The sequence below is a fragment of the Treponema sp. OMZ 805 genome, from assembly GCF_050937395.1.
Classification (GTDB): Bacteria; Spirochaetota; Spirochaetia; order Treponematales; family Treponemataceae; genus Treponema.
On record NZ_JACCLP010000002.1, the window covers coordinates 206,424 to 232,734 of the forward strand.

Sequence of the window (26,311 nt, forward strand, 5' to 3'; positions counted from 1 at the left end):
ATACCCTTGACGGCATGGTCAAAGATTTAAGCAAGCGCTATCTTGGACACATCAACTGTGCGCGTTTTACCCCGAACAAAGAGCGGATTGAAGATATTAAGCGTCTCGCTTCCGAATTTAAAGCGGACGGCGTTATCGGCGTCAATCTGAAGTTCAGCAACCTATACGGACACGGAAGGATACTTTGTGGAACGTACGATGAAGAAGCCGGTATACCGTGTCTCTGCATCGAAACCGATTTAATAAAGCGCAGCAGTTCCTTTTATCACGACACCGGTTTTTCCGTTCAGCGTGATAATATCGCCTGTTTTTAATACGGTCGTTGCTTCGGCGGCTCCGACGATGGTCGGCTTCGAAAGGTTCATTCCCATCAGGGCGGCATGTCCGCTCAAGTTTCCGTTTTCGGTAATGACGGCGCCTGCCCGCTCGATAAAGGAATTCATTAAATCGTTGGTTGCTTGGGTTACGATAATGTCTCCATCCGCAAAGTCGGTCAGCAAGTCTTGCTCGGTGCGGATAACCTTTACTCGGCCGGTTACAACCGATTCAACGCCGGTGCCCTTACCCTTCAGCAGGATCTTTCCGACGGTTTCAACCTTCAACAAGTTTGTCGAACCGACCAGTCCGATCGGAACTCCGGCGGTCAGTACGGCAAGTTCGCCCTCTTGTACGAATCCATTCTCTTTTGCGACGTTGATGCACTGCTCGAACATTTCGTCGGTCGATTTAAAATAGGATGTTACAATCGGATATACTCCCCAGTTGAGTGACAGCCGCCGCGCTGTTGCTTCGGACGGTGTTACGGCAACAATCGGCGCCTTGGGCTTGTATTTTGAAAGTGCCCGCGGCGTTTCTCCCGAAGAGGTCGCGGTAACGATAACCTGTGCATTCATTTCCAACGCCATAGAACAGGTTGCGTGTGCGATGGCATTCGTAATGGTCAAAGAATGCTCCCGGGCAACCGCCCCCATAATCTTGTCGTAGTTTAACGAATTTTCGGTTGTAACGGCAATGCGGTGCATCATCTTAACGGTTTCTACCGGATATTTTCCCGCAGCCGTTTCTCCTGAAAGCATAATGGCGCTCGTTCCGTCAAAGATGGCGTTTGCAACATCGGTAACCTCCGCCCGCGTCGGGCGAGGATTATGCGTCATCGACTCAAGCATTTGGGTTGCCGTAATTGCCGGTTTACTTGCCCGCAACGTTTTACGGATAATCATCTTTTGCACGAGCGGAATTTCTTCCGGCGGAATTTCGATACCTAAATCGCCGCGAGCAACCATGATACCGTCGGAAACTTCAATAATTTTGTCGATGGAGTCGACGCCTTCTTGGTTTTCGATTTTCGCAATAATGTGGATATTGTTCCCATTTGCTTCCTCCAAGACCTTGCGGATGCTTAAGATATCCGCAGGGCCGCGGGTAAATGAGGCCGCTACAAAATCAACCTCGTTTTGAGCGCCGAACTTTAAGTCGGAAATATCCTGCTCGCTCAGGAAGGGAAGATTGATTTTTGCTCCGGGAATATTGATGCCCTTATGATTCGATACGGGGCCGTCGCTCATGACGGTACAGATAATATCGGCGCCGTTATCGATCCGCTCGACCTTCAGTTCGATTAAGCCGTCATCTATAAGGATGCGATTATTAGGCTGTACTTCCTGCGCAAGGTTCTTATAGGTTACGCTGCATATTTTTTCATCGCCGACAACATCGCGTACGGTAAGCGTAAATTGCTGTCCCTTGCTCAGCTGTACGGAATTAACGCCGAAGTTTTTCAGCCGTATTTCCGGCCCCTTGGTGTCCAGCATAATCGCAATCGGCAAGTTGAGTTCCTGTCGAATCTTCTTGATACGGTCGATACGGATCTGGTGCTCTTCATGCGTACCGTGCGAAAAATTAAGGCGGCATACGTTGAGCCCTGCCTTAAATAATTCACGCAGTATTTCTTCCGAGTCGGAAGCGGGACCGATAGTACAGACAATCTTTGTCTTTTTCATCTTTTCTCCTATCGAATGAAAGTATGTCTTTACGCCTTCTTTTTATCCTTCGAAATGGCGTCGACCAAAATGGCGATGGCGCCGTCTCCGGTTACGTTACATGCAGTTCCGAAGCTGTCCTGTGCAATATAGAGCGCGATAATCAATGAACTCATCGTGTCGTTAAAGCCGAGAATGGACTGAACAAAGCCAAGCGCTGCCATAACGGCGCCGCCGGGGATACCGGGGGCTGCAACCATTGCGATACCCAAGATTGCGATAAACGGGAGCATAACGCCGGCGCTCGCTGTTTGTCCGTGCAGGATCAGGATAGCCATCGAGCAGCTGGTAAGGGTGATGGTACTTCCTGCAAGGTGGATGGTTGCGCAGAGCGGAATAACAAAGTCCGCAATTTTTTCCTGAATACCGATTTTCTTGGCGGAAGCAAGCGTTACCGGTATGGTCGCAGCAGAAGACTGCGTTCCCAATGCGGTAACATACGCCGGTAGCATCGTCTTAATCGACGTAAAGGGATTCCGTTTTGCAATGGTACAGGCAATGATGTACTGAATAAGTATCATGATGACGTGCAGCGCAATGACGATTGCAAATACTTTGATAAATACCTTGAGGATAAGCCCAACTTGTCCCGCATGGGTCATGTTGGTAAATACGCCTAAAATATGAATCGGCAGAAGCGGAATAATGATAACTTCGATAACTTTCGTAACGATATTCTGAAATTCGCGTGCTGCATTTTTTAATGTTTCAGAACGGGTTACCGCAATACCGATACCCAGAACAAAGCTTAAAATCAACGCAGTCATAACGCCCATCAGCGGCGGCATATCGATACCGAATAAGCCGGGCAGCAGCGCATCTTCAGGGTTCGCATGGGAAAAAACATCCACATGAGAACTTAAAAAGAACGGGAAGAATATGGAATCGGTTACAAAGGCCAACGTACCGGCAAGCAGTGTTGAACCGTACGCAATACCGGCAGTGATAGCGAGCAGCTTTCCTGCGTCGGAACCCAGATCCGCGATACCCGGAATGACAAATCCAAGAATGATCAGCGGAATGATAAAGCTGAGAAAGTTGCCGAATACCCCGTTAAAGGTTGCCAAAATCTGAACAGGCAACGGCAAATGGATGGAGCGCGTCAAGTTACCGATTAAAATACCGGCAACGATTGCAATAATAAGACGCGGCAATAGACCTAATTTTTTTGCACTCACAATAAACTCCTTTTTAAAAGTGTCAGGACATCTTTAAAAGCTGACCGGTTTTTTAGAGATGTCCAACTATCTTTCTATAGTGTAGCTGACTTTCTGACGGTTGTCCAGTTTTTTTTGATATTCCGGCATCGTGATGTACCTCTTTTATAATTCTCTTCAATAGTATATACTGCCCCATCTGATGATTAAACTCAACATCTAAAGTTTTTAGAAATTGGTTGATAATTTGATACATCACATAATTAAGAAGGTGCACTATGGAACTCACGTATAAAGCAAAAACAGCATGGGAAAAGCTCACCGAAAGTGAACTTGCCGAGATGCAAACGCTTTCTCAAAATTACATCTCATTTTTAAACACCGGAAAGACCGAACGCGAATGCGCCGCTCAAATTATACGGCAGGCAAAGGAAGCAGGTTTTAAGCCGCTTGAAGAAGTGATAAAGAGCGGAAAAGCGCCTGCGGGTACAAAGGTCTATCTTAACAATAAAGATAAGTCCGTTGTGATGATGGTGCTCGGCGAGGATATCATGCAGGGGATGAATATTGTCGGCGCTCATATCGATAGCCCGCGTCTCGACGTCAAGCAGATGCCCCTCTATGAAGATTCCAACCTCGTGTTTTTAAAGACCCACTATTACGGCGGTATCAAAAAGTACCAGTGGACTGCAATTCCGCTCGCTATTCACGGGGTCATCTTTACCAAAGAAGGCAAGAAGGTTGAAATATGCATCGGTGAAGATGAAAACGATCCTGTGCTCTTTATCAGTGACTTGCTCATCCATCTTTCAAAAAAGCAGCTGCAGGAAACCTTAGCGGAAGGCATTACCGCCGAGCAGCTCAATGTCCTTGTCGGGAATATGAAACCTGCAACGCCGGATGAATCGGATGATAAGAAAAAAGACAAATCTAAAGAGGATAAAAAAGGAGATAAGGAGTCTCCCGTTAAGGAAAATATCTTAAAAATCTTGAATCAAAAATACGGCATTACGGAAGAAGATTTCCGCGTTGCGGAACTCGAGATTGTCCCCGCAGGAAAGGCGCGGAATGTCGGGCTTGATAACTCGATGATTGCAGGGCACGGCCATGATGACCGCGTATGCGCCTATACCACACTGAAAGCGATGCTCGAAGTTTCGGGGACTCCCGCAAAGACCGCCGTCGCCCTCTTTGCCGATAAAGAAGAGATCGGTTCGGTCGGTAATACCGGCATGACAGCGCTCTACTTTGAAAACATGGTCGCGGAGATTGCCGCCCTGCAAAATGCTCCCTGCGATTTAGGCGTGCGCCGCGCATTTGCTAACTCCTGTATGTTATCTGCCGATGTGTCCGCCGGTTATGACCCCGCGTTTACGTCCGTATTTGAAAAGCTCAATTCGGCGTTTATCGGCAACGGTATCTGCATCAACAAATACACCGGCTCCGGCGGCAAGGGCGGCTCAAATGACGCAAACGCCGAATATCTCCAAAAGATCAGGCATTTATTCGACACCAACAATGTTGTCTGGCAGACGGCGGAACTCGGTATGACCGACGCCGGGGGAGGAGGTACGATAGCCTACATCCTCGCTAAGTACGGAACGGAAGTCGTAGACTGCGGAGTGCCGGTATTGTCGATGCATGCCCCCATCGAATTGATCAGTAAAGTAGACCTTTTAATGGCATACCGAGCCTACAAGGCGTTTTTAAAAGCACATTAAAGCGAAGCGGAACCTCTAAAAGCTGTGGTTTTTAGAGGTTTCGGTTAATCGATTTCGATACGAGAGAATATCAATGAATACAGCATACCCTGAATTACAGCATGCATTTGAAAAGATGATTCTATCGGCGTCGGGCTGGCGCAAAGTATTTGCTCAATCCGGAAGCGAAAACGACGGAGCGCCGGAAATTTCCGCCGCCGACCGCGATATTGTTTTCTTTGCCGCTCAATCATTTGCGGAATTCTTACAAGCTGAGTTTCCGGCAATCCGCACGATAGTCATAGCCCGCGACAGCCGTCCCACCGGCGCAGCGCTTTTAAAAGAGGCTGTAACGGCGTTTGCCGCTGCGTCCGCGATAACAGGTTCGGATGTGCCTATGGCAACGGTTGCTACGGCTACTTCCGCGGTGAAAAGTTCGGCGGCTTTAGCGGTACAATCGGTTGGAATAGCAGCGGCGCCGGAGATTATGGCGTACGCGCGCGCTGCAGGGGCGGCTTTCATGTATATTTCCGCAAGCCATAATCCCATCGGGCATAACGGCTTTAAGTTCGGGTTGGATACCGGGGGCGTACTGGACGGAAGTCAATCGACGCGGCTGATAGCCTTATTCACACAAAAATGCGCCGCCGCACACCAAGATACTGCGGCTGCCTTGCGCAAACAGGCTAATCCGGCACAGGTACAAATGGTGTTTGAGGCGGAGGCTGCGCATAAACAAGCGGCGCTTGCAGCCTATCAAAACTTTTTACAGGAAGTGATTGCCGATTCAAAAGACAGCGCGGAACAAGCGCGTTTTTTTGACGGCATCCGCGCTCAATGCACCGAACTTGCGGCAGCAGGGAAGCCGTTTACACTGGTTGCAGACTTTAACGGCAGCGCCCGCGCCGCTTCGGTTGACCGAGCTTTCTTTGAAAAGCTCGGTATGCAGCTTGTCGGTATTGCGGAACAGGCCGGAAATATCGTCCACGGTATTATTCCCGAAGGGGGGAACCTCGCAACTTGTGCTGCAAAGATCGAAGAACTGCACCGGAGCAATCCCGCACAGGCGGAGAATACGTTGTTCGGCTATATGCCCGACTGCGACGGAGACCGCGGCAATATCATCTACTGGGATGAGGTACAGCAAAAAGCGCTGATCCTTGAAGCGCAGGAAGTCTTTGCTTTGTCGGTCATCGCGGAACTGAGTTATCTGCACTACAGCGGTAACATCAGCGCGCCTCTCGCGGTTACCGTCAACGGGCCGACATCGCTCCGCATTAACGAAATCGCAAAAGCCTTGGATGCGGAAGTGTTTTATGCGGAGGTAGGCGAAGCCAATGTAGTAAACCGAGCGGAAGATGCACGCCGGTACGGTTACAAAGTACGGATACTCGGCGAAGGCTCCAACGGGGGGAATATCACCTACCCCGCCGCCGTGCGTGACCCGCTGAATACGCTCTTTGCTATCAGTAAGCTCTTGCTCATAAAAGATACGCCGAGCGCATCCTGCCCGTTCCGTATCTGGTGCGAGCGGTCGGGGCAAACGGCAAAGTACCGGAAAGACTTTACCTTTGCGGATATTATTGCAACGCTTCCCCGCTATTGGACAACCCCGACGCAGGAAGCGCGGGCGCTGATGCACATCCATACAACCGACCACACTGCGTTAAAATCGGCATATCAGAAGATTTTTATGCAGGAATGGGCGGATAAAAAACAGCTGCTGAAAGACCGGTTCGGTATAGCAGCCTGTAAAGTGTTTGCGTATAATGGAACGGTTTGTACGGAAAATCTCAGAGATTTTGGAGTTTCCGCAAAGGGCGGCCTCAAAGTGCAGTTCTATAATGCAAGCTATATGCCGATTGCCTTTATCTGGATGCGCGGTTCCGGTACCGAACCGGTATTCCGCATTATGGCAGACATCAAAGGATATGATCAGGCAGCGGAAGAATATCTGGTTCAGTGGCAGGGAGATATGGTACGCAAAGCCGATGCGGCGGTATCGGCAAAAAATTAAGAAAGCTGTAGCCGAATTTTACGGCGCCGGTAAAGGAATGCTGATGGTCTTACTGGCTATATGCATTCCGGCAATTATCGGTAGCTTTTAAGGGAAGGATAACGGAATGGGAATTCGAGGAGAATTATTTACCACTCAAATTCCGGTAGAGAACCGGACATATTTTTTTAATGTGAAAGAGAATCGGCTGGGTGATGTTTTTTTGCAGATTGTCGAAAGCAAAAACACTGACGGCGCCGGTTTTGACCGCCATGCAATTGTCGTATTTCAGGATGAAATGCAAACCTTTTTGCAGGGGCTTAACGAAAGCCTTGAATTTATCGAAAAAAAACGGAAAGAGCAGCTCAAGGAAAAACGAGAGAAAAAGCAGCGGAGTATTTCTGCAGAGACAGCCGGCGGAGAAAAAAAGAAAATCATCAATAAGCACAACTCAAGTACAAAACCGAAACCCGCGCGGAAGGTACGCATTGTCAAAAAAGACGAGGCAGAATAGGAAGTCTCCCTCGATGTCTTTGTCCCTTTATTTCATAAGCGATACGTTTAGAAAACCTTTGAATATCCGAAAAACCATAGCTTGCGTATCTTGCTTTTAGCTTAAACTTGGTGTATATTGCCGTAGTTTACGATTATCAGCCTTATGCGGAATGGAGCCTGTTTCGGCGGCACAGAAAGCAGCGGCGGTCATTTTTATTGATTGGCATACAGCCTGTTTAAAAATCAAAGCAGTTGTGTGAATGGGTGAGGTATGTCCTCATCTTATTTCGGAGGTGTCGGACATGATTTCAAAAAAAATCATCGAATATACTATGCGGTGTATGTCAATGTGTATCGCCGTTGTAATCTTTCTCCTTTCTGCGCAGTCAAAGCTGCCTATTCCGGAGAGCGTTTCTTTTCATGGATTAGATAAGCTTTTGCATGCATGCGCTTTCGGGAGTCTTGCTTTTACGCTTTCCTATTGGTTTGCTTCTGGTAAATGGCTTGCAAAACCGTTTAAATATTTCACGCTTGTTTGCCTTTTTACTGCTTGTTACGGTATCTCTGATGAAATCCATCAAATCTTTGTTCCCGGGCGCGATGCTTCCGTATATGACTGGTTTGCCGACTGTACCGGAGCTGTCTTAGCAACACTTGTACGGTTGGGGATGCTAAAACATCGGTTGGAGTTTTGATTCATGTAGCTCATGTAATGCCCCTGTGCTCATGCGTTAGAGAATATTGTTTTTAGGAAAAAGGCGCGAATGAATACCGCAATTATAGAAAAACTTACGGTCTTTTTTGATGCTAGACCCGAAATTATCCTTGCGATGCCTAAGGAAAGTGTTTTGCTGCATAGGCATACGATGACCGCTCTCTACTGGTATGAAGATTATTATCCCATCTATAAGCGCGGGCAAATGTATATTCTTGAACATGCTTTTAAGAAATAGACTGTTTTTATGAATTTTTGTGTGCGGTGTTAAAAATATTTAATTGATATTGGCGAATATGAGGCTTGATACAAGCTTGATGTTTTTTGGGAAATGTAACCTATGGAAAAAACAGTATATTTGGGAATTACCGGGGATATCATCCATCCCGGCATTATCAATATTATTGCAGAAGGTGCAAAATACGGACGCCTTATTATTGGGGTGTTGACGGATAGCGCTATTGTTTCGCATAAAAGATTACCGTATTTGACGTATGAACAACGAAAACAGGTTATAGAGAATATTAAAGGCGTAAGCGAAGTCATTCCGCAAGAAGACTGGTCGTATGTTCCGAATTTAAAAAAATTAAAACCGGATTTTATTATTCACGGTGATGATTGGCAAGCCGGCCCCTTAAGCAAGATCAGAGATGAAGTTTTTCAAGTAATGAACGAGTGGGGCGGTCAGGTGATTGAAATTCCTTACACGAAAGGAATTAATTCAACGGCGCTTGCCGCTAATATGCATACTATCGGGACAACGCCTGAAATTAGAATGAAAACGTTACGGAGACTTATCGAAGCAAAACCGGTTGTGCGGATTATGGAAGCTCATTCCGGCCTCTCCGGCTTGATTATCGAAAATATTGAAGTACAAAAAGAAGATGGTGTTCATCGTTACGATGGAATGTGGTCTTCAAGTCTCACCGATTCTACCAGTAAGGGAAAGCCAGATATTGAAGCGGTTGATCTTACAACTCGTTTACAAAGTTTAACGGATATTCTGGAATGTACGACAAAGCCGATTATTTATGACGGTGATACGGGCGGCAAACCTGAGCATTTTGTATTCACCGTTCGAACTTTGGAGCGGAACGGTATTTCCGCTATTATAATAGAAGATAAAGTCGGTTTGAAGAAAAACAGCTTATTCGGTACGGAAGCTAAGCAGGAATTGGCGCCGGTAGAAGATTTTTGTCATAAAATAGCGGAAGGTAAAAAGGCACAAGTTACCAAAGATTTTATGATTATTGCTCGCCTTGAATCTCTGATAGCAGGCCATTCTGTGGATGAGGCTTTGGAACGTGCCTTTGCGTATGTAAAAGCCGGAGCCGATGGCGTTATGATTCACAGTAAAGAGAAAACAGGGGAAGATATTAAAGAATTCTGTAAACGCTTTAGAGGCGAATATAAAAAAGTACCGATCGTTTTAGTACCCACTACCTATAATCAATTTACCGAATCGGAGCTTGCTTCATGGGGAGCAAATGTTATTATTTATGCGAATCACATGTTGCGGGCATCGTATCCTGCAATGTATAAAGTCGCAAAGACTATTTTAGAAGCTGAACGTTCTTTAGAAGTGAATGATATGTGTCTTTCAATAAAAAATATTTTGGAATTAATTCCGGGGACTAAATAAATGATACGCCCTCAATTTTTTTATGCGTTATTACAGGAAAACGGTACCGATTTTTTTACCGGAGTGCCTGATTCTTTGTTAAAAAATTTCTGTGCATATATAACGGATACGGCAGATAAAACGCATCACATTATTGCAGCAAATGAAGGCTGTGCTGTCGGACTCGCAGCGGGGCACTATTTTGCAACCGATACTATTCCGCTTGTGTATATGCAGAATTCCGGATTGGGTAATACGGTTAACCCGCTCCTTTCACTTGCAGATAAGGCGGTGTATTCCGTACCGTTATTGCTTGTAATCGGATGGCGGGGGGAGCCCGGTGTTCATGATGAACCGCAGCATATAACGCAGGGAAAAGTAACTTGTGCACTTCTTGATGCAATGGAAATTCCGTATGTAATTTTGGAAGCCGATGAGGAAAAGGCAGCCGTTCAAATTACCCATGCCTATAAAATGGTCAAAGAAAGAAATGCTCCGTTTGCGCTTGTAGTGCGGAAAGGATGCTTTGCACCCTATACGCTTAAATCAAACGACTCTGTCCCTGCTGAAATGACGAGAGAACAGGCTATAGCCCATATAATAGCTTATGCTCCTTCAGATGCAGTTTTTGTTTCGACTACCGGAATGGCATCTCGTGAATTGTATGAATTACGCGAGAAAAATCAGCAAAAGCATAATACGGACTTTTTAACGGTCGGTTCAATGGGACATGCTTCTCAAATAGCGCTCGGTATCGCTTTATGCAAGCGGGATAGGACGGTTATCTGTATTGACGGCGATGGCGCAGCTCTTATGCACCTTGGAGGGTTCAGTACAATCGGTACTCAAAAACCGAAAAACATGGTGCATATCGTTTTAAATAACGGCGCTCATGATTCGGTCGGCGGACAGCCTACTGTAGCGCGGAACATAAACTTATGTGCTGTTGCTTTGGCATGTGGATATGATCAAGCTCTATCCGTTGCAGCGCCGGAAGCGTTGCTGTCAAATTTAAAAATCGCGTTTGCAAGCCCCGGTACGGTATTTATTGAGGTGATGGTATCTAAAGGTGCGCGCCCTGACTTAGGAAGACCGAAATCATCTCCTATTGAAAATAAAAAAGCTTTTATGGCATTACTGGAGAAATAGTATGATTAAGGAAGCTGTTATTTTGGCTGGTGGCTTGGGGTCCCGCTTAAAAGATAAGACAAAAACAATGCCGAAAGGTTTTTTGGAAATAGGGGGAACAGCAATTGTAGAGCAATCGGTACAAAAACTGCTTGCTCAAGGAATAGAAAAAATTATTATCGGTACGGGGCATTGCAACGAATATTATGACCGTCTTGCCCAAAAATATCCGGCTATCATTACGGTAAAAAATGAGCGCTATGCTGAAACCGGCAGTATGGGAACGCTTGAATGCTGTGCACCTTTGGTTACCGGTTCCTTTTTACTGCTGGAATCCGATTTGATTTATGATTCGATCGGATTATTTACCCTGATAAATGATGAGCGGAAAAATCTTATTTTAGCGAGCGGCGCTACGCATTCCGGTGATGAGGTGTATCTTCAAGCTGATGCAGATATGCGCCTGACAGGGCTATCTAAGAAGAAGCAGGACTTACACAGTATTTTAGGTGAACTTGTCGGTATTACCAAATTGACGAAAGAAGTGTTAAATAACATGTGTGCGTACGCAAAGGCTCATCATAATGATTTACCTAAAATGGAATACGAGCATGCGCTTTTAAAAATTGCGGAGACTGACGCTGTTGCGGTAAAGAAAAGTGAGTACTATGTATGGCGGGAAATCGACGATGAAGATCATTTGGCGATGGCAGTAAATGATATTTATCCTCATATCGTAGAAAATGAAAGTCTGCGAAATGTTCGTCGCGAAGTGCTTCTTAATCCGGGGCCTGCCACAACTACCGATAGTGTTAAATATGCTCAAGTCGCAGCAGATATTTGTCCGCGTGAAAAAGAATTCGGAAATTTAATGCAATGGCTTTGCGATGAAATGAAGCTGTTTGCGCTGGCGCCTCAGACCAATCCCGATGAATATGAAACTGTTATGTTCGGATGCTCCGGTACCGGTGCGGATGAAGTCATGGTTTCTTCCTGTGTGCCCGATACCGGAAAGCTGTTAGTAATTGATAACGGCTCGTATGGGGCGCGGATGGCAAAAATCGCGCAAGTATATAAAATCCCTATGGATGTATATAAAAGTTCAACGTATGAACCTATCGACTTGGAAAAACTTGAAGCTGTATTTGCATCGAAAAAGTATACTCATCTTGCATGTGTATACCATGAAACAACAACCGGCTTGCTTAACCCCTTGCATATTATCTGTCCTATGGCAAAAAAATACGGCATGGTTACGATTGTTGACGCGGTAAGCGCTTATTGCGGAATGCCGATGGATTTAAAAACACTCGGTATAGACTTTATGGCCTCCACAAGCAACAAGAATATTCAAGGCATGGCGGGTGTAGGATTTGTTATCTGCAATAAAGCCGAGCTTGAAAAGACCAAAGACTATCCGATGCGCAATTATTATTTAAATCTGTATGATCAATATGCGTATTTTTCAAAGACCCATCAAACACGGTTTACGCCGCCGGTACAAACGATGTACGCATTACGGCAGGCTGTTTTAGAGACCAAACAAGAGACCGTTCAAAAACGGTATGAGCGCTATACCGAGTGTTGGAATATACTAGTAGCAGCGGTTAAAAAGCTTGGCCTTGAAATGCTGGTAAAAGAGGAGCATCAAAGCCATTTTATTACGGCAATTTTGGAGCCGAAGACCCCTCAATACAGTTTTGATGCCCTGCATGACTTTGCTGCTGAACACAGCTTTACCATTTATCCGGGAAAGCTGGGGAATATTGATACATTCCGTATCGCAAATATCGGTGATATCAAACCTGAAGAAATGCGTACTTTTACCGTTAAACTCGAACAGTATATGCATGGAATCGGGGTAGGGAAGTAAACAACTTTTAAGGCACCCCCATTGATAATGCAGCCCTTTACAAGGGGCGTATTGTGTTTAGTGATATGTTAACGTTATTGGCATATATATGTTGATGATATTGACATACCATGCAGTTGTTGATATATTTTCTTCACAATGTTACAGGCAGAATTAAAGAAAATATATCTTACACAACTCGAAAAACTGCGGAAAACCGATGACGGAACCTATCGAGATGCATTAGCGGATATCCCCGATATAACGACCCATGCGTTTGTGGTATGCGGTGTTCGGCGGTGCGGGAAAAGCACTCTGTTACAGCAGTTTGTAAAGAAGCTCAATAAGCCGTTTTTTTATCTGAATTTTGATGATTTACGGCTGTTGGAATTCTCCGTTTCCGACTATGCGATACTGGATGCTGTTATTGAGGAATCGAACAGTCGTCTTATTTTTTTTGATGAAATACAGGCCGCAGCGCATTGGGAATTGTACGTGCGGCAAAAACTGGATCAAGGTTTTCAGGTTGTATTAACAGGCTCTAATGCCTCCCTTTTAAGCCGTGAACTTGGAACAAAACTGACCGGGCGGCATATCGTAAAAGAGTTGTTTCCGTTTTCTTATTCCGAGTATCTGCGCTTTGCGCATGCACAAAAAGGTATTCAATCGTTTGAAAGCTATTTTCAAACAGGCGGTTTTCCCGAGTATCTCAAGCTGAATAATTCCGAAGTTGTTATGCAGCTTCAAAAGGACATCTTATATCGGGATATAGCAGTGCGCTACAATGTCAGTGATGATAAATCGCTGCAACGGCTGTATGTGTATCTTGCTTCCAATGCGGCATCACTGATTTCTCCCAGTAAGCTGAAAACAGTCGCCGGAGTAAAGTCGCATACGACCATTCTTGATTATTTTTCATATTTTGAGAATGCATATTTGTTGAGTTTAGTACCTAAGTTCGCATGGTCGCAAAAAGCACAGAGCCTTGCCCCAAAAAAAGTTTATTTTACCGATATCGGATTGATACGGACGGCAGGGCTTACGTTTAGCGAAAATTCGGGGCATATTTTAGAAAATTTTGTGTTTAACGAACTCCGCCGAAAGTACGGGACTTTTGACGATAAACAAATCTACTATTATAGTGATGATGCGTGCGAGTGCGATTTTGTCGTTAATCCGCTTTTTGCACCGCAGTGCATTCAGGTATGCTTAGAGCTGAACCTCGATAACACCGAACGAGAGTTAAACGGACTTCTGAAAGCTATGGATTTCTTTAAGGTTCGGGAAGGACTTATTCTTACGCGGGATTCTCGTGATCTTTTTGTAAAAGAAGATAAAAGGATAACTATCATGCCTGCGTGGGACTACTTTGGGTAACAATGCGTCTGTCTGAAGAAACTAAAAGCATCATCATCGATTCCGTTCGTCGGCATTTTACGCAAGCTGAAAAAATTATCCTATTCGGTTCTCGTGCTGATGATAGCAAGCGGGGCGGGGATATCGATATACTGGTGCAAACGCCGCTTACTTCTGCTGTAGCCTTTGAAGAAAAATTACAGACGGCTGCGGCTCTACAATTGAAGCTCGGTGAGCAACGGATTGATCTACTTACAACAACCGGCGCTGATGATGGGCGGTTGATCGTGCAGAATGCATACCGGCAAGGTGTAGTATTATGGACGAAATAGCAAAACTAAAATGCGCTTCTGCGCTGGAAGAATGTAAAAAACATATACACAGGATTGATGTGGCGCTTCAAACTTTGCATTCGTTTTTTCCGATTACAGAAGAGAGGCTGAACGCATTATCCGATGAGCAAACTGCTGTTTTGGATCAATTCCTCTATCGGTTTGCAAAGTTGCAAGATTGCATTGGTTTGCGGTTAATCCCTGCTGTATATAGTTTGCTGGAAAGCGATACAACCGCGCATCCGTTTATCGATATTCTCAATAAACTTGAAAAATTTAACATTTTAACATCGGCTGAGGACTGGCAGTATTTCCGTTCGTTGAGAAATAGTTTTGCCCATGAATACCCCGAGCGGCCGGAAGATATTGTCAATGCGGTTAATGCACTCTATGCTTCATGGGATAAATTTATGACACTATACATGAAGCTTGCTGTAACGGCAGAAAAACTGCTTGGTACGGAAGATTTGGAATGCCCGCTATCCAATAAATGAATAGCCTCCCCTAAAAACTTCATTTTTGAGGGGCTTGGGGTTAATTTACACGTTGTATAAATAGATTATACTATTTTATGGTTGTGTCTTTAAAGATTTTAAATTTATTGCTGTTTTTGTGCCTATACCTATAAAAACTTTAATTCTTGTTGGCTTTTTATGCTTATAGCTGTAAGATTTAATTTATATAAGGATGTTTTATGGATGTAAGCATAAAAACTACGGTTAGGCGATTGGATTATCTGCAGGACAATTTCTACAAATGCAATTTTCGGATGAATCTTGAATGTCTTGCTTGGAAGACGCTTAAAGATAAAATGGAATGTGATGGATTGACTTTCGAACGATTGTCTCCAAAATATATTTTTAAAGATGCCTATAAGGGTAAGTATATCGATTGCGAGCATATTTGAGCAATGAGGTAACATCTCCATGAAAAAACTACCGGTTGGTATCCATACGTTTTCTCAAATTAGAAATGAAGATTACCTGTATATCGATAAAACACAAGAAGCGTATCAGTTAATCAATAATTAAGCAAATTTAAGTATGTGGCTTTGGAGTGAAATTAAGAGAAGGATATAAAATGAAATATAAGATTGCGTTAATCGGCTGCGGCCGAATTAGTTTTAAGCATATTGAAGCATTTGTTGCGATGCAGGATAAGGTTGATTTAGTTGCTGTTTGCGATCCCGTGCAGGAGCGTGCAGAAGAGAAAAAAGCTGAGTACGCTAAAGCACTGCCGAATGCAATGGTGAAAGTATTTGCCGACTATAAAGAAATGCTTGCGACGTGTAAACCGGAGATAGTAACGATTGCGACCGAATCCGGTAAGCATAAGGATATTGCGGTGCATTGTTTGCAGAATGGCTCTCATGTAATTTGCGAAAAGCCGATGGCGCTTTCTACAGCTGATGCACAAGCGATGATTGATACGGCAAAACAACACGGTAAAACATTGGCAGTGTGCTTTCAGAATCGCTTTAATGCACCGGTGGTAAAAGCACGTGAAGCATATCAAAAAGGCCGTTTCGGTAAAATGCTGCACGGAATGATCCAAGTGCGCTGGAACCGAAATGAAGGTTACTACGAACAGGCAAAGTGGCGCGGTACGTGGGAGCAGGACGGCGGTACTCTGATGAACCAGTGTACGCACGGTATTGATCTTTTGCAATGGATGATGGGGGAAGATGCTGTCCGCGTGCAGGCGCAAACCCGCCGGTTTATCCGTCCGATTGATGCAGAGGACTTCGGTTGTGCGATTGTAGAATTTGCTTCCGGTGCTGTTGGCATAATAGAAGGAACTGCCGATGTGTATCCGAAAAATCTCAATGAAACATTGAGCTTATTCGGTTCGGAAGGTTCCGTTGTGATCGGCGGGCTTGCGGTTAATAAGATGGAAACATGGCGTTTTGCCGATGCGGAACAGGTAGGGGACACGGAAGAAAATGTCCTTAATCCTAATGAAAAAGACCCGCCGACGGTGTACGGTTTCGGACATACGGCTCTTTTTAGAGATGTCGTCGATGCAATCGAACATAATCGTGAACCGCTCGTTTCGGGCGAAAAAGGCAAAAAAGCTTTAGAGATTATCTTGGCTATTTACAAATCCCAAAAAACAGGATTGCCGGTAACGCTGCCGTGTGATTTTTCAACGTTGAAAATGAGGGGTATCTTTAAATAGATTAAGAGGAGAAAGATGATGAAAGTACCTTTTTATACTGCGACACGAGAATATAAAAATTTAAAAAATGAGTTCGATACGGCATTATCCTCAGTGCTGGAAACGGGGGATTTTATTTTAGGAAAAGCTGTAGCAAGTTTGGAAGAAGGAATACAACAGTATACCGGAGCAAAATACGCGGTCGGGGTTGCGAACGGCAGTGACGCATTGGTGATTGCTTCCGATATTCTTGGCTTTAAAAACGGCGCAGAGGTTATAACACCTGCTTTTACGTTTTTTGCATCCACTTCCTGTATTGCCCGCTTAGGCGGTAAACCTGTTTTTTGCGACATTGATGAAGACACCTTCTGTATGGATATGCAGGATGCGAAAAAACGTATAACAAAAAATACGGTCGGACTATTGCCTGTGCATTTATTCTTACAAACGGCGGATATGACTGCTTGTATGGCACTTGCAAAAAAGCATAATCTCCGTGTGTTAGAAGATGCAGCTGAGGCCTTCGGGATGCAGGATATGTATAACGGCGCTTTGCATCAGTCAGGAACTGTCGGCGATATGGGGATTTATTCGTTTTTTCCGACCAAGACGCTCGGCGGCTACGGCGATGGCGGTATGATCGTTACGAATAACGAAGAGTATTACTTAAAAGCGAAAAGCTTGCGTGTCCACGGAGCAACAAAAAAGTACCACCATGACTATATCGGATATAACTCTCGGCTTGACAGCTTACAGGCTGCCGTTCTGAATGTTAAACTCAAGCATATTGATGAGGCGATTGCAAAGCGAGCTGAACACGCAGCGCAATATCGGGTTTTGCTAAAAGATATAGGGCAGATAAAACTTCCCGTCGTAAAAACGAAGGGAAAAGAAGTGTACTACGTGTTTAATATCCTTGCTGAAAACCGGGATGAGTTACAGGCATATCTTACCGAAAAAGGAATAGGTACGACGGTGTATTACCCCAAGTGCTTACATGAACAGGAGTGCTTTAAGTATCTCGGTTACAAGAAAGGTGATTTCCCCGTTGCCGAAAAACTGTGTGCTTCCGTACTTGCTCTTCCTATGTACCCTGAGTTGACTCAAGATGAAATTGCCTATACCTGTGATGCAATAAAAGTATTTTATAAGCGGTAGGGGAATATGGCTAAAAATTATTTTGTGCATGAATCGAGTTATGTTGATGAAGGTGCGGAGATAGGAGAAGAAACCAAGGTCTGGCATTTCACGCACATTATGAGCGGCGCTAAAGTCGGTAAAAGATGTTCCATCGGGCAGAATGTTAACATCGGCGGGAAGGCTGTTATCGGCAATGGCGTAAAGATTCAAAATAATGTTTCGCTATATGACGATGTGGTGATAGAAGACGATGTTTTTTGCGGTCCGTCCTGTGTGTTTACCAATGTGATAAATCCCCGTGCCTTTATTGAACGCAAACATGAGTATAAACAAACCTTGATTAAAAAAGGCGCATCTATCGGTGCAAATGCTACGATTGTTTGCGGAGTAACTGTCGGTGAATATGCGTTAATCGGTGCAGGAAGCGTAGTAACAAAAGATGTGCCGCCATACACCCTTGTCTATGGAAACCCCGCACGGGTGCACGGCACGGTGAATGAGGCGGGGGAGAAGGAGTAGAGGGGATGAAAGCCCTCTGGAAAAGTATTTATCATAGGCAATGATGAAAGATACGGAAAATATCCGTTGGAAACAGCGGTTTCAAAATTTTGAAAAAGCCCTCATCGTCTTTAAAGAAAGGTGCTTGGACGTTGAGGAACATCCTGAGGGTTCAAAATATTATGATGCCTTTCAGATGGCATTGGTACAAGCTTTTGAAATTCTTATAGAGCTTTCTTGGAAGGTGTTAAAAGACTATCTTGAAAGTGAAGGGTATACGGAAGTTCAAACGGGAAAGAGAGCATTCCGTCAAGCCTTTCAAGATGGAATAATTGAAAATGGAGAAGTTTGGTTAAAAGCTCTTGAAGTGAGAAATCTTACGAGTCATGTCTATGATGTTTCCCTTCTTGGAGAGCTTAATGATTTTGTGATTGAAAGCTTTTTACCTGAAGTTGAAAAACTTAATGATACACTGCGAGCGGAACTTTAGCGTATGCGGTACGGTTTGCCAGAAGAGCATATCAAAATCATTTTAAGTTACATTGCACGGCATAGCGAAATTGAGGAAGCTGTTTTATTCGGTTCGCGTGCATTAGGAACGTATAAGCAGGGTTCGGATGTGGACATTGCATTAAAAGGTAATAAAGTAGATTCTTTTTTGGCAGCGCATTTGAAGTCGGAAATTGAAGAGGAAACATGCCTACCCTATTTTTTTGACTTTGTTGCTTATGCTAAATTGAACCATAAGGATTTAATCAAGCATATCGATGAATACGGTGTGGTGTTAAAGTAGCGGTTGTTGAAAAATATCAAAAATATTTGTGTTTTGTAAAAGGATTGATAAAATGAATATAGGTGTTATTTTATTAAGTGTTTGTCTTAACTGCTGTGCCCAACTGTTTATTAGAAAAGGAATGCTTCAAGTCGGTGAAATGAACATGCTTCGAATGGCTTACAATATAGGGCTTTTAGCAAGCAATATATGGCTTTGGATTGCAATGTTTTGTTATGCAGTAAGTATTATCCTTTGGATGTCTGTTCTTTCAAAGGTTCAAGTCAGTTTTGCATATCCGTTCCTCAGTATAGGATATGTGCTTTCGGCAGTTGCCGGTTACTTGTTTTTTCAGGAATCTCTTTCGCCGGTTCGTATTGCGGGGATTGCAGTTATCTGTATTGGTGTTGTTCTTATTTCAAGAAGTTAAGGAAATTAAATGTATTATATCTTTGGTGGTAATGGTTTTGTTGGGCGTTATCTTGCAAATGAACTGTTAAACAGGAATGAATCGGTAACCGTTTGTGATATTCATGAAGTTCTGGATAGCCAAATAAATGAGAAGGCTGACTATGTTCATGTCGATATTCGTGATAAAAGACAAATAGAAAATCTTTCATTTGCTTCGTGCGATACTGTTATAAATTTGGCTGCGAATCAGTATCACAACAGAGTACCCCAAAATCGCCATGATTATTTTTTTGATACCAATACTACAGGAACTCAAAATATCCTAGAGGTAATGTATGAAAGAAAATGTCTTAGCTATATTATGTTTACAACGGATATGACATACGGCAAGCCTCAATATCTTCCGGTTGATATAAATCATCCGCAGAATCCTTTTGGTCCTTACGGACAAAGTAAAAAAGCCTGTGAAGATATTTGCCGTGAATTTCGCAAAAAAGGGATAAATATAACAATTTTTAGACCTAGAATGATTATTGGACCTGGACGGTTTGGTATCCTTGTTAAGCTATTTAAACTGATTGATTTAGGTCTTCCTGTGCCTACGATCGGAAGTGGTAAAAATCATTATCAAATGATTTCGGTCTTTGATTGTGTTTCAGCAATTATTTGTGCTCTTGAAAAAGATATCCCTAATAAGGAGTACAATCTCGGATCGGAATCTCCGCCTAATATTACGATTCTTTTAGAAAAGGTTATACAGTATGCAGGCTCTTCTTCATCTGTTATTCATACGCCGGGAGGTTTTGTAAAACTAATACTTGCTCTTTTTGATAAAATAGGACTAACGATTATGTATCCCGAACAATTTATGATAGCCGATGAGGAGTATATTCTTGATATTTCACAAACTAAAAAAGATTTGGACTGGCAGCCTAAATATAGTGATGATGATATGTTAATAGATGCATATAGGATGTATTCGGAAACGAAAAGGAGAGACAGTAAGATTTAAATGGGGAAATTTAGAAATATATTAAAGCTCCTTCGTCTAAAACACTGTATAAAAAATTTTCTTGTTTTTGTTCCGCTTATATTTATGCGGGATGAAGGGGGGGGGGGCAGAGAATACTATATGTTTTAATTGGTTTTATTTCGTTTAGCCTTATTGCTTCAACAATATATATAATAAATGATGCTAAGGATGTAGAAAAAGATAAACTTCATCCAACTAAAAAAAACAGACCTTTTGCAAGCGGAAAAATTTCGATAGCAGAGGGTTTTGTGTATGCTGTATGTTGTTTTTTTATTTCTATAGGATTGCTTTTTTATCTAATTGTATTTCATCATATCAGTTTTTTTGCTTTGTTTAATTTGTTGTTATATTTTATTTTGAATTTGGCATATAGTTTGGGTCTTAAAGACATTCCGATTATAGATATCTCTATTTTAACAGCAGGGTTTTTAATCAGGGTTATGTTTGGTGCTCTTCTTGCTGGAACCTATGTTTCTTCATGGTTGTATTTGACGATTGTTTCGGCTGCTTTTTATTTAGGTCTAGGGAAGCGTAGAAATGAAATTAAAATGGTTGAGAGCGGCATCGATGGTGTGACTCGTGCCGTTTTGCAAAAATATACATTCAACTTTCTTGATAAATTTATGTATCTGTGTTTGGGTATGACCTGTGTGTTTTATGCTCTGTGGGCTAAGGAGTACCCTAATCCATATATGATTTTAACTGTGCCTGTGGTTATTATTATATTTATGCAATATAGTCTTGATATCGAAAGTTCCTATGATGGAGATCCTGTTGAAGTTGTTTTTGCAGATAAAAAGATACTGGCTTTTTGTTTGTTGTTTTTATGTATGTTGTTTGGAATTATATATCTATTATGAATGTATTTGATTTTGACGGAACGATTTATGATGGAGACAGTTCAATCAATTTTTGGCTTTTCTGTTTAAAAAATGATATAAAGCTTATTCGCTTTTTTCCTTTGCAAGTTAGCGGTCTGTTTTTATATATATTTAAATTTGTTGATAAAAAAGAATTTAAGAAATTGTTTTTTAAATTTTTACAAGGAATAAAGGATATAGATGCTTGTATTCTCTCTTTTTGGATTGAGAATGAAAATAAAATTAAAGGATGGTACAAAGAGATGCAGGCTTCAGATGATTGCATTATAAGCGCATCTCCTGATTTTTTGCTTCGCCCAATATGTAAAAAAATTGGTATAAATAATTTAATAGCCACAAATATGGACCAAAAGACGGGGAATATTCTAGGTGAAAACTGTTATGGAACTGTTAAGCCGATTTTATTTAAAGAAAAATTTGGGAAAATAGAAATTGAAAATTTCTACTCCGATTCAAAATCTGATTTGCCTATGGCTTTGCTAGCTGGAAATGCGTATTTTGTTAAAAGAAATCAAGTACAAAAATGGTGTCTAAGCTGAATTTGTGAATCATAAATTTTTATTATTGAGGATTTTTATGTTGAAATTAAAAAAGAAAGAGAGATATTTATTGCGTATAATATTGCTGCTTGTGATTGTTTTTCTTGTATTTCCGGCGTTTATCGGTGAGAATTCTATCATTTCCATACACGATAATTTGGACTCCAATGCTGCATGGGCGAAAATGATCAAGGATAATGACTCTTTTTTTACGCTTAATAGTCCCACACCATCCTTTAATAATTTGTCAACTTTGTATTTTATGCAGGTTAATTATTCTTTATATTCTGCTATCTTTTGTCTTTTACCTACTTTCTTTGCCTATATGATTAATTATTATATTGCAATTATTGTAGGTTTCGTATCTATGCTTATCTTATTAAAAAGGCTTGGAATAGAAGATGATTTTATAGCGGTTGTTATCTCTATAATTTTTGCTGTATTGCCTAAATATTATTGGTCAGCTGTTGCTATTTCCTCTATACCAATTTTAGTAATTACATTTTTAGATATAATCAAACAAAATGCCAGATTTAACAAAAAATATATACTCCTTTTATTTTTTCCACTTATTTCAAATTTTGCTTTTGTCGGCATATTTGCTATAGGGTTATGGCTGCTTGTTTCCATAATTTTATTAATACGATCTAAAAAAATAAATATCAATCTGTTTGTTGCCTTTTTTGTTTTGTGTACTGGGTATATCCTTGTTGAATTTAAATTATTCTATCATGCCTTGGTAATAAAGGAGCCGTTAAATAGGTCAATATTTGCTCTGGGCGACGGTAATGTTTTGCTATGGTTTAAAAATTATTTTTTGAATGGTTGGTATCATTTTGCTTCTTTACAAAGAAAAATCATAATCCCGTTTGCATTTATTTTTTTACTTTTATATTTTTTATCTTTTTGGGTAAAACGGATAAAAACGCAATTTGAAAATATCAGTAGGAAAAATATTCACATAATATTATTTTTATTTTGTATACTTATCTCTTTTTCATTCATTGCGGCTTTGTATGAAAATAATTCTATCAGCACATTTGTTGAAACTGTCATTCCTCCTTTATCAGGGTTTAATTGGGGAAGAATTTGGGTTTTGAATATTCCGGTTTGGTATATTTTGTTTGCGTTAGTTGCTGTACAGATTAATGCTATATTTAATAAAAAATGGCTTGGCTATACCGTTGTTTTGTTGCAATTATGCTATGTTTTATTTTCCCCGACAGAGTATAATGATACTATTAAAACATGGTATAACGAAATTGTTTATAAAACAGGTCTTGATAAAGTCATCCATATAGATAAGACAATCTCTAAAAAATTTGTCTATAGCTCTGATGATTTTATTTCTTATAAAGAGTTCTTTGATATTGAGTTGTTTAATGATATAAAGCATGACATTGGATATGCCAATGAAAATGTAGTCGCTTTTGGCTATCATCCTGCGGTACTAATGTATAACGGCTTCCACACGGTCGATGGCTATAATAGTATTATTCCTCTTTCATATATGAGGAAATTCGGAAAACTGCTCGAGCCTGAATTTGCAGTGAATCCTGAAATGAGAGACTATTATAATAGTTGGGGTGGACGCATGTACTTATATAATGGCGGAGCTGATTTTTATGCGCCAACCCGTAATAAAAATCCTCAACCTGCGGCTTTACGTGTAGATATGAATATTTTGAAAGATACTTTTAATGTCAAGTATATCTTATCAAGGCCGGTGATTACTAACGCTGCTGTCTTAAAATTACATTTAGTGGAAACTTATACGCATAAAAATAGCATATATACTATTCATGTGTATAAAGTTTTGTAGTTAAATGTATTGAGCTTTTTAAGTAGGGCTAAATGGTTGATGTTTTTTCAAAAAATAAATCGATTTCCCGCGTTGTTATTTTTAATGTGTTTGGGAGTTTCGTTTTACAAGGGATATCGTTTTTTACTGCTCCAATATTTACGCGTCTTTTAAGTCCATCTGATTATGGTATCGTCGCTGTTTATACGGCATGGCAGGGCTTATTTATGTTATTTATCGGACTGCAAACTTATGGTTCTATTGCAAATGCCCGTATTACGTATGAAAAAAATACAATAGATATGTACTTATCTGCAATTATGACCTTAAGCTTCCTTTCTTTTGCTTGTGTTTTGAGTATTTGTATAATCTGGGTACGTCCATTATCAAGGATTTTGGGTATACAGCAGGGGTTTGTAATTCTGCTGCCCATTCATAGTTTTTGCGTCTTTATTGTTAACTTTTATACGACAAAATGGATGCAATTTAAAGATGTTGAAAAGAATGCTATTTTTGGAGTGTTAATAGCTGTCGTAAGTGTTTGTCTGTCGCTCATTTTTATTTACTTTTTTCAGGAGGAAAAATATCGAGGAAAGATATATGGTGCTGCTATTCCCCAAATTTTGTCGGCATGTATTTTTTTAGTTTTTCTATATAGGAATGGTCGATGTTTTTATAATAAAGACTATTGGCAATATTGTTTAAAATTGACTCTGCCGCTTATCCTTCATGGTGCGGGGGGGCTGATTCTATCCCAAAGTGATAGAATTATGCTGAAGAAGTTTGTTGGAGAGGAAAGTGTTGGTATATACAGTGTAGGATACAGCTTAGCTCTTATTATTTCTTCGATTTGGGGAGCCTTGAATACTTCGTGGGTACCTTTTTACTATGAGTATAAGAAGGATAACAACAGAAATCTCATTTTGGAAAAGGCTGGTCGGTATATGACGCTTTTTTCCGTGCTAACTATGGGGTTTTTACTATTAGCACCGGAGGTGTATAAAATTATGGCCCCATCGGCCTATTGGAAGGGAATCCGCCTTATTCCGCTTATTGTATTGGCGTACTATTTCAATTTTTTGTATGCCTTTCCTGCTAATCATGAGTTTTTTTATCAAAAAACTATCTATATATCATTAGGTACTTTAGTAGCTGCCGGTATTAATATTGGTCTAAATTTCTTGCTGATTCCCATATATGGAGATATGGGGGCGGCCATTGCAACGGTTGTTTCGTTTGTGTTCTTATTTCTTTTTCATGACATTATTGCGCGGTATGTTATAAAAAATTTGGAATATCATTTTAGGTTTTATCTGTGCGGTCTCGTACCCGTTCTGTGCGTTGCTATCTTATATTATTTTACATTATCGTTTTGGTATATACGATGGGCAGTCGCAACCTGTTTAGGGGTATTCCTTTTATTGCGTATTATTAAACAAAGGGCATTGTTTTAAAAAGGAAGGAGTCTTTATGGTTGATTTTAATATAGAAAATTTTATTTCAGAATATGTAATAAAGCGGAAAGAAAGTCTTTTTGCTTCTGATATTCGTGCAAATACAAAACAGTTGAGTGCTTGTATTGAAGGAAAAACAATGCTCGTAATTGGAGGGGCAGGCAGTATTGGAAGTTCTTTCATTAAAGCGTGTTTACCGTTTAAGCCCCGCACCCTTGTCGTAGTTGATACAAACGAAAATGAGCTTGCGGAATTGACGCGAGATTTACGAAGCACAAAGGGGTTGTTTATTCCCGATGACTATGCTACGTACCCGATTAATTATGCGGATGTTGTCTTTGAGAAGATATTGAGAGCGAGGAAAGGCTTTGATATCGTAGCAAATTTTTCTGCACATAAGCATGTCAGAACTGAAAAAGATATATATTCTATTGAAGCTTTGCTCAAAAATAATATTATAAATGCGAAAAAGTTATTGGATTTGTTAAAAGAATTCCCTCCAGCAGCATTTTTCTGTGTTTCTACGGATAAGGCTGCAAATCCTGTGAACGTAATGGGTGCAAGTAAAAGAATAATGGAGGATTTAATTTTTTCATACTCCGATTATTTCCCCGTTAAAACGGCACGTTTTGCGAATGTGGCTTTTTCAAACGGTTCGTTACCGGCAGGATTTTTAGAACGCATAGCTAAATATCAGCCGATTTCTGCTCCAACTGATGTCAAGCGGTATTTTGTTTCTCCGAAAGAGAGTGGCGAAATTTGTATGCTTGCTTGTATGCTTGGGCATAATCGTGAGGTATATTTCCCAAAGCTGGATCAAGTTTCAACAATGACTTTTTCCGATATTGCAGAAAAATTATTACACGAGTTGGGTTATACCGTATGTAAGTGCAGTTCGGAAGAAGAGGCAAAAGAGAAGGCCTTACAACTGTTTAGAGGTAGTAGGGATTATCCTGTTTATTTTTCTGTTTCAGATACAACAGGAGAGAAACCTTATGAAGAGTTCTTTACCCAAACAGAAACGGTTGATATGAATAAGTTTTCCGCACTGGGTGTTATTACGGGTATACAAAAGCGTTCATCCACTGAAATTAATGAATTTATTTTTGAACTGGAGCGATTGTTTAATAACGATACGCTGAAAAAAGCGGAGATTATAGCACTCTTAAAGAAATTTCTACCAAATTTTGAACACGAAGAAAAGTATAAGAATTTAGATGGGAGAATGTAAATT

The 26,311-nt window shown here is 41.4% G+C and carries 27 protein-coding genes; 25 read left to right on the plus strand and 2 right to left on the minus strand.

Annotated elements, in window-relative coordinates; genetic code table 11:
• The first annotated feature begins 14 nt into the window (after positions 1–14).
• Complete coding sequence (locus tag HGH47_RS02750) at positions 15–314, plus strand: 2-hydroxyacyl-CoA dehydratase (RefSeq protein WP_212565413.1); 300 nt, start codon at positions 15–17, stop codon at positions 312–314.
• Here HGH47_RS02750 and pyk read toward each other — a convergent pair.
• Both pyk and HGH47_RS02760 read right to left on the minus strand, forming a co-directional pair.
• A complete protein-coding gene (gene pyk, locus HGH47_RS02755) occupies positions 240–2,000 on the minus strand; it encodes a pyruvate kinase (protein ID WP_212565412.1) in 1,761 nt (586 codons plus the stop codon). The two genes, HGH47_RS02750 and pyk, sit on opposite strands and share 75 nt — an antisense overlap.
• Before the next feature lie 29 nt (positions 2,001–2,029).
• Positions 2,030–3,217, minus strand: coding sequence for a dicarboxylate/amino acid:cation symporter (locus HGH47_RS02760; protein WP_212565411.1), 1,188 nt, complete (start codon positions 3,215–3,217; stop codon positions 2,030–2,032).
• Positions 3,218–3,474: 257 nt separating this feature from the next.
• On the opposite strand from HGH47_RS02760, the gene HGH47_RS02765 reads away from it, so the two are divergent.
• The 24 genes from HGH47_RS02765 (at position 3,475) to HGH47_RS02880 (ending at position 26,308) form a co-directional block, all read left to right on the plus strand.
• On the plus strand, positions 3,475–4,917 hold the full coding sequence (locus HGH47_RS02765; protein WP_212565410.1) for an aminopeptidase: 1,443 nt from the start codon (positions 3,475–3,477) through the stop codon (positions 4,915–4,917).
• 73 nt (positions 4,918–4,990) lie between these two features.
• Positions 4,991–6,913 (plus strand): phosphoglucomutase, encoded by a 1,923-nt coding sequence (locus HGH47_RS02770; RefSeq protein ID WP_212565409.1) that lies wholly within the window; start codon positions 4,991–4,993, stop codon positions 6,911–6,913.
• Positions 6,914–7,019: 106 nt separating this feature from the next.
• On the plus strand, positions 7,020–7,406 hold the full coding sequence (locus tag HGH47_RS02775; RefSeq protein WP_212565408.1) for a PUR family DNA/RNA-binding protein: 387 nt from the start codon (positions 7,020–7,022) through the stop codon (positions 7,404–7,406).
• A 283-nt stretch (positions 7,407–7,689) separates the two neighbouring features.
• On the plus strand, positions 7,690–8,082 hold the full coding sequence (locus HGH47_RS02780; RefSeq protein ID WP_212565407.1) for a VanZ family protein: 393 nt from the start codon (positions 7,690–7,692) through the stop codon (positions 8,080–8,082).
• Between the two features lie 69 nt (positions 8,083–8,151).
• Positions 8,152–8,340, plus strand: coding sequence for a hypothetical protein (locus HGH47_RS02785; RefSeq protein WP_212565406.1), 189 nt, complete (start codon positions 8,152–8,154; stop codon positions 8,338–8,340).
• A 102-nt stretch (positions 8,341–8,442) separates the two neighbouring features.
• Positions 8,443–9,744, plus strand: a complete 1,302-nt coding sequence (aepX, locus tag HGH47_RS02790; RefSeq protein ID WP_432910223.1) for a phosphoenolpyruvate mutase — start codon at positions 8,443–8,445, stop codon at positions 9,742–9,744.
• Positions 9,745–10,872, plus strand: coding sequence for a phosphonopyruvate decarboxylase (gene aepY / locus HGH47_RS02795; RefSeq protein ID WP_212565404.1), 1,128 nt, complete (start codon positions 9,745–9,747; stop codon positions 10,870–10,872).
• Position 10,873: 1 nt separating this feature from the next.
• Positions 10,874–12,724 carry a 2-aminoethylphosphonate aminotransferase gene (locus HGH47_RS02800; protein ID WP_212565403.1) on the plus strand — a complete coding sequence of 617 codons (1,851 nt, stop codon included), beginning with the start codon at positions 10,874–10,876 and terminating at the stop codon, positions 12,722–12,724.
• A gap of 138 nt (positions 12,725–12,862) precedes the next feature.
• Complete coding sequence (locus tag HGH47_RS02805) at positions 12,863–14,080, plus strand: ATP-binding protein (protein WP_212565402.1); 1,218 nt, start codon at positions 12,863–12,865, stop codon at positions 14,078–14,080.
• On the plus strand, positions 14,062–14,391 hold the full coding sequence (locus HGH47_RS02810) for a nucleotidyltransferase domain-containing protein (RefSeq protein WP_212565401.1): 330 nt from the start codon (positions 14,062–14,064) through the stop codon (positions 14,389–14,391). The genes HGH47_RS02805 and HGH47_RS02810 overlap by 19 nt, the downstream gene beginning before the upstream one ends.
• On the plus strand, positions 14,379–14,885 hold the full coding sequence (locus HGH47_RS02815; RefSeq protein ID WP_212565400.1) for a hypothetical protein: 507 nt from the start codon (positions 14,379–14,381) through the stop codon (positions 14,883–14,885). The genes HGH47_RS02810 and HGH47_RS02815 overlap by 13 nt, the downstream gene beginning before the upstream one ends.
• Positions 14,886–15,317: 432 nt before the next feature.
• The gene (locus HGH47_RS02820) at positions 15,318–15,422 is read left to right on the plus strand and encodes an AAA family ATPase (RefSeq protein WP_212565399.1); all 105 of its coding nucleotides are present in this window, start codon (positions 15,318–15,320) and stop codon (positions 15,420–15,422) included.
• Between the two features lie 49 nt (positions 15,423–15,471).
• Positions 15,472–16,569, plus strand: a complete 1,098-nt coding sequence (locus HGH47_RS02825) for a Gfo/Idh/MocA family protein (RefSeq protein ID WP_432910231.1) — start codon at positions 15,472–15,474, stop codon at positions 16,567–16,569.
• A gap of 15 nt (positions 16,570–16,584) precedes the next feature.
• Positions 16,585–17,706 (plus strand): DegT/DnrJ/EryC1/StrS family aminotransferase, encoded by a 1,122-nt coding sequence (locus HGH47_RS02830; protein WP_432910234.1) that lies wholly within the window; start codon positions 16,585–16,587, stop codon positions 17,704–17,706.
• A gap of 6 nt (positions 17,707–17,712) precedes the next feature.
• Positions 17,713–18,207: an acyltransferase gene (locus HGH47_RS02835; protein WP_212565397.1), complete on the plus strand. Its 495-nt coding sequence runs from the start codon at positions 17,713–17,715 to the stop codon at positions 18,205–18,207.
• Between the two features lie 40 nt (positions 18,208–18,247).
• Positions 18,248–18,676 (plus strand): HI0074 family nucleotidyltransferase substrate-binding subunit, encoded by a 429-nt coding sequence (locus HGH47_RS02840; RefSeq protein WP_212565396.1) that lies wholly within the window; start codon positions 18,248–18,250, stop codon positions 18,674–18,676.
• 3 nt (positions 18,677–18,679) lie between these two features.
• Positions 18,680–18,979 carry a nucleotidyltransferase family protein gene (locus HGH47_RS02845; protein ID WP_212565395.1) on the plus strand — a complete coding sequence of 100 codons (300 nt, stop codon included), beginning with the start codon at positions 18,680–18,682 and terminating at the stop codon, positions 18,977–18,979.
• Positions 18,980–19,031: 52 nt separating this feature from the next.
• Entirely contained in the window at positions 19,032–19,388 is a 357-nt protein-coding gene (locus tag HGH47_RS02850; protein ID WP_230974440.1) for a DMT family transporter, read from the plus strand.
• 9 nt (positions 19,389–19,397) lie between these two features.
• Positions 19,398–20,381, plus strand: a complete 984-nt coding sequence (locus HGH47_RS02855; protein ID WP_212565394.1) for an NAD-dependent epimerase/dehydratase family protein — start codon at positions 19,398–19,400, stop codon at positions 20,379–20,381.
• 113 nt (positions 20,382–20,494) lie between these two features.
• A complete protein-coding gene (locus HGH47_RS02860) occupies positions 20,495–21,262 on the plus strand; it encodes a UbiA prenyltransferase family protein (RefSeq protein ID WP_432910366.1) in 768 nt (255 codons plus the stop codon).
• Positions 21,259–21,822, plus strand: a complete 564-nt coding sequence (locus tag HGH47_RS02865; RefSeq protein ID WP_212565393.1) for an HAD-IB family phosphatase — start codon at positions 21,259–21,261, stop codon at positions 21,820–21,822. The genes HGH47_RS02860 and HGH47_RS02865 overlap by 4 nt, the downstream gene beginning before the upstream one ends.
• Before the next feature lie 37 nt (positions 21,823–21,859).
• Positions 21,860–23,644 carry a DUF6044 family protein gene (locus HGH47_RS02870; RefSeq protein ID WP_212565392.1) on the plus strand — a complete coding sequence of 595 codons (1,785 nt, stop codon included), beginning with the start codon at positions 21,860–21,862 and terminating at the stop codon, positions 23,642–23,644.
• 32 nt (positions 23,645–23,676) lie between these two features.
• The gene (locus HGH47_RS02875) at positions 23,677–25,077 is read left to right on the plus strand and encodes an oligosaccharide flippase family protein (protein ID WP_253675601.1); all 1,401 of its coding nucleotides are present in this window, start codon (positions 23,677–23,679) and stop codon (positions 25,075–25,077) included.
• Positions 25,078–25,093: 16 nt separating this feature from the next.
• Positions 25,094–26,308, plus strand: a complete 1,215-nt coding sequence (locus tag HGH47_RS02880; RefSeq protein ID WP_253675600.1) for a polysaccharide biosynthesis protein — start codon at positions 25,094–25,096, stop codon at positions 26,306–26,308.
• Positions 26,309–26,311 lie beyond the last annotated feature (3 nt).

Excerpts from the sequence above, each read along its gene's own strand:
- HGH47_RS02865 (WP_212565393.1), top strand. The coding sequence starts at position 21,259 with ATGAATGTATTTGATTTTGACGGAACGATTTATGATGGAGACAGTTCA.
- HGH47_RS02825 (WP_432910231.1), top strand. The coding sequence starts at position 15,472 with ATGAAATATAAGATTGCGTTAATCGGCTGCGGCCGAATTAGTTTTAAG.
- HGH47_RS02750 (WP_212565413.1), top strand. The coding sequence starts at position 15 with ATGGTCAAAGATTTAAGCAAGCGCTATCTTGGACACATCAACTGTGCG.
- HGH47_RS02830 (WP_432910234.1), top strand. The coding sequence starts at position 16,585 with ATGATGAAAGTACCTTTTTATACTGCGACACGAGAATATAAAAATTTA.
- HGH47_RS02870 (WP_212565392.1), top strand. The coding sequence starts at position 21,860 with ATGTTGAAATTAAAAAAGAAAGAGAGATATTTATTGCGTATAATATTG.
- HGH47_RS02765 (WP_212565410.1), top strand. The coding sequence starts at position 3,475 with ATGGAACTCACGTATAAAGCAAAAACAGCATGGGAAAAGCTCACCGAA.
- HGH47_RS02775 (WP_212565408.1), top strand. The coding sequence starts at position 7,020 with ATGGGAATTCGAGGAGAATTATTTACCACTCAAATTCCGGTAGAGAAC.
- HGH47_RS02875 (WP_253675601.1), top strand. The coding sequence starts at position 23,677 with ATGGTTGATGTTTTTTCAAAAAATAAATCGATTTCCCGCGTTGTTATT.
- HGH47_RS02835 (WP_212565397.1), top strand. The coding sequence starts at position 17,713 with ATGGCTAAAAATTATTTTGTGCATGAATCGAGTTATGTTGATGAAGGT.
- aepX (WP_432910223.1), top strand. The coding sequence starts at position 8,443 with ATGGAAAAAACAGTATATTTGGGAATTACCGGGGATATCATCCATCCC.
- HGH47_RS02855 (WP_212565394.1), top strand. The coding sequence starts at position 19,398 with ATGTATTATATCTTTGGTGGTAATGGTTTTGTTGGGCGTTATCTTGCA.
- pyk (WP_212565412.1), bottom strand. The coding sequence starts at position 2,000 with ATGAAAAAGACAAAGATTGTCTGTACTATCGGTCCCGCTTCCGACTCG.
- HGH47_RS02845 (WP_212565395.1), top strand. The coding sequence starts at position 18,680 with ATGCGGTACGGTTTGCCAGAAGAGCATATCAAAATCATTTTAAGTTAC.
- HGH47_RS02850 (WP_230974440.1), top strand. The coding sequence starts at position 19,032 with ATGAATATAGGTGTTATTTTATTAAGTGTTTGTCTTAACTGCTGTGCC.
- HGH47_RS02785 (WP_212565406.1), top strand. The coding sequence starts at position 8,152 with ATGAATACCGCAATTATAGAAAAACTTACGGTCTTTTTTGATGCTAGA.
- HGH47_RS02815 (WP_212565400.1), top strand. The coding sequence starts at position 14,379 with ATGGACGAAATAGCAAAACTAAAATGCGCTTCTGCGCTGGAAGAATGT.
- HGH47_RS02770 (WP_212565409.1), top strand. The coding sequence starts at position 4,991 with ATGAATACAGCATACCCTGAATTACAGCATGCATTTGAAAAGATGATT.
- aepY (WP_212565404.1), top strand. The coding sequence starts at position 9,745 with ATGATACGCCCTCAATTTTTTTATGCGTTATTACAGGAAAACGGTACC.
- HGH47_RS02820 (WP_212565399.1), top strand. The coding sequence starts at position 15,318 with ATGAAAAAACTACCGGTTGGTATCCATACGTTTTCTCAAATTAGAAAT.
- HGH47_RS02840 (WP_212565396.1), top strand. The coding sequence starts at position 18,248 with ATGATGAAAGATACGGAAAATATCCGTTGGAAACAGCGGTTTCAAAAT.
- HGH47_RS02800 (WP_212565403.1), top strand. The coding sequence starts at position 10,874 with ATGATTAAGGAAGCTGTTATTTTGGCTGGTGGCTTGGGGTCCCGCTTA.
- HGH47_RS02805 (WP_212565402.1), top strand. The coding sequence starts at position 12,863 with ATGTTACAGGCAGAATTAAAGAAAATATATCTTACACAACTCGAAAAA.
- HGH47_RS02780 (WP_212565407.1), top strand. The coding sequence starts at position 7,690 with ATGATTTCAAAAAAAATCATCGAATATACTATGCGGTGTATGTCAATG.
- HGH47_RS02880 (WP_253675600.1), top strand. The coding sequence starts at position 25,094 with ATGGTTGATTTTAATATAGAAAATTTTATTTCAGAATATGTAATAAAG.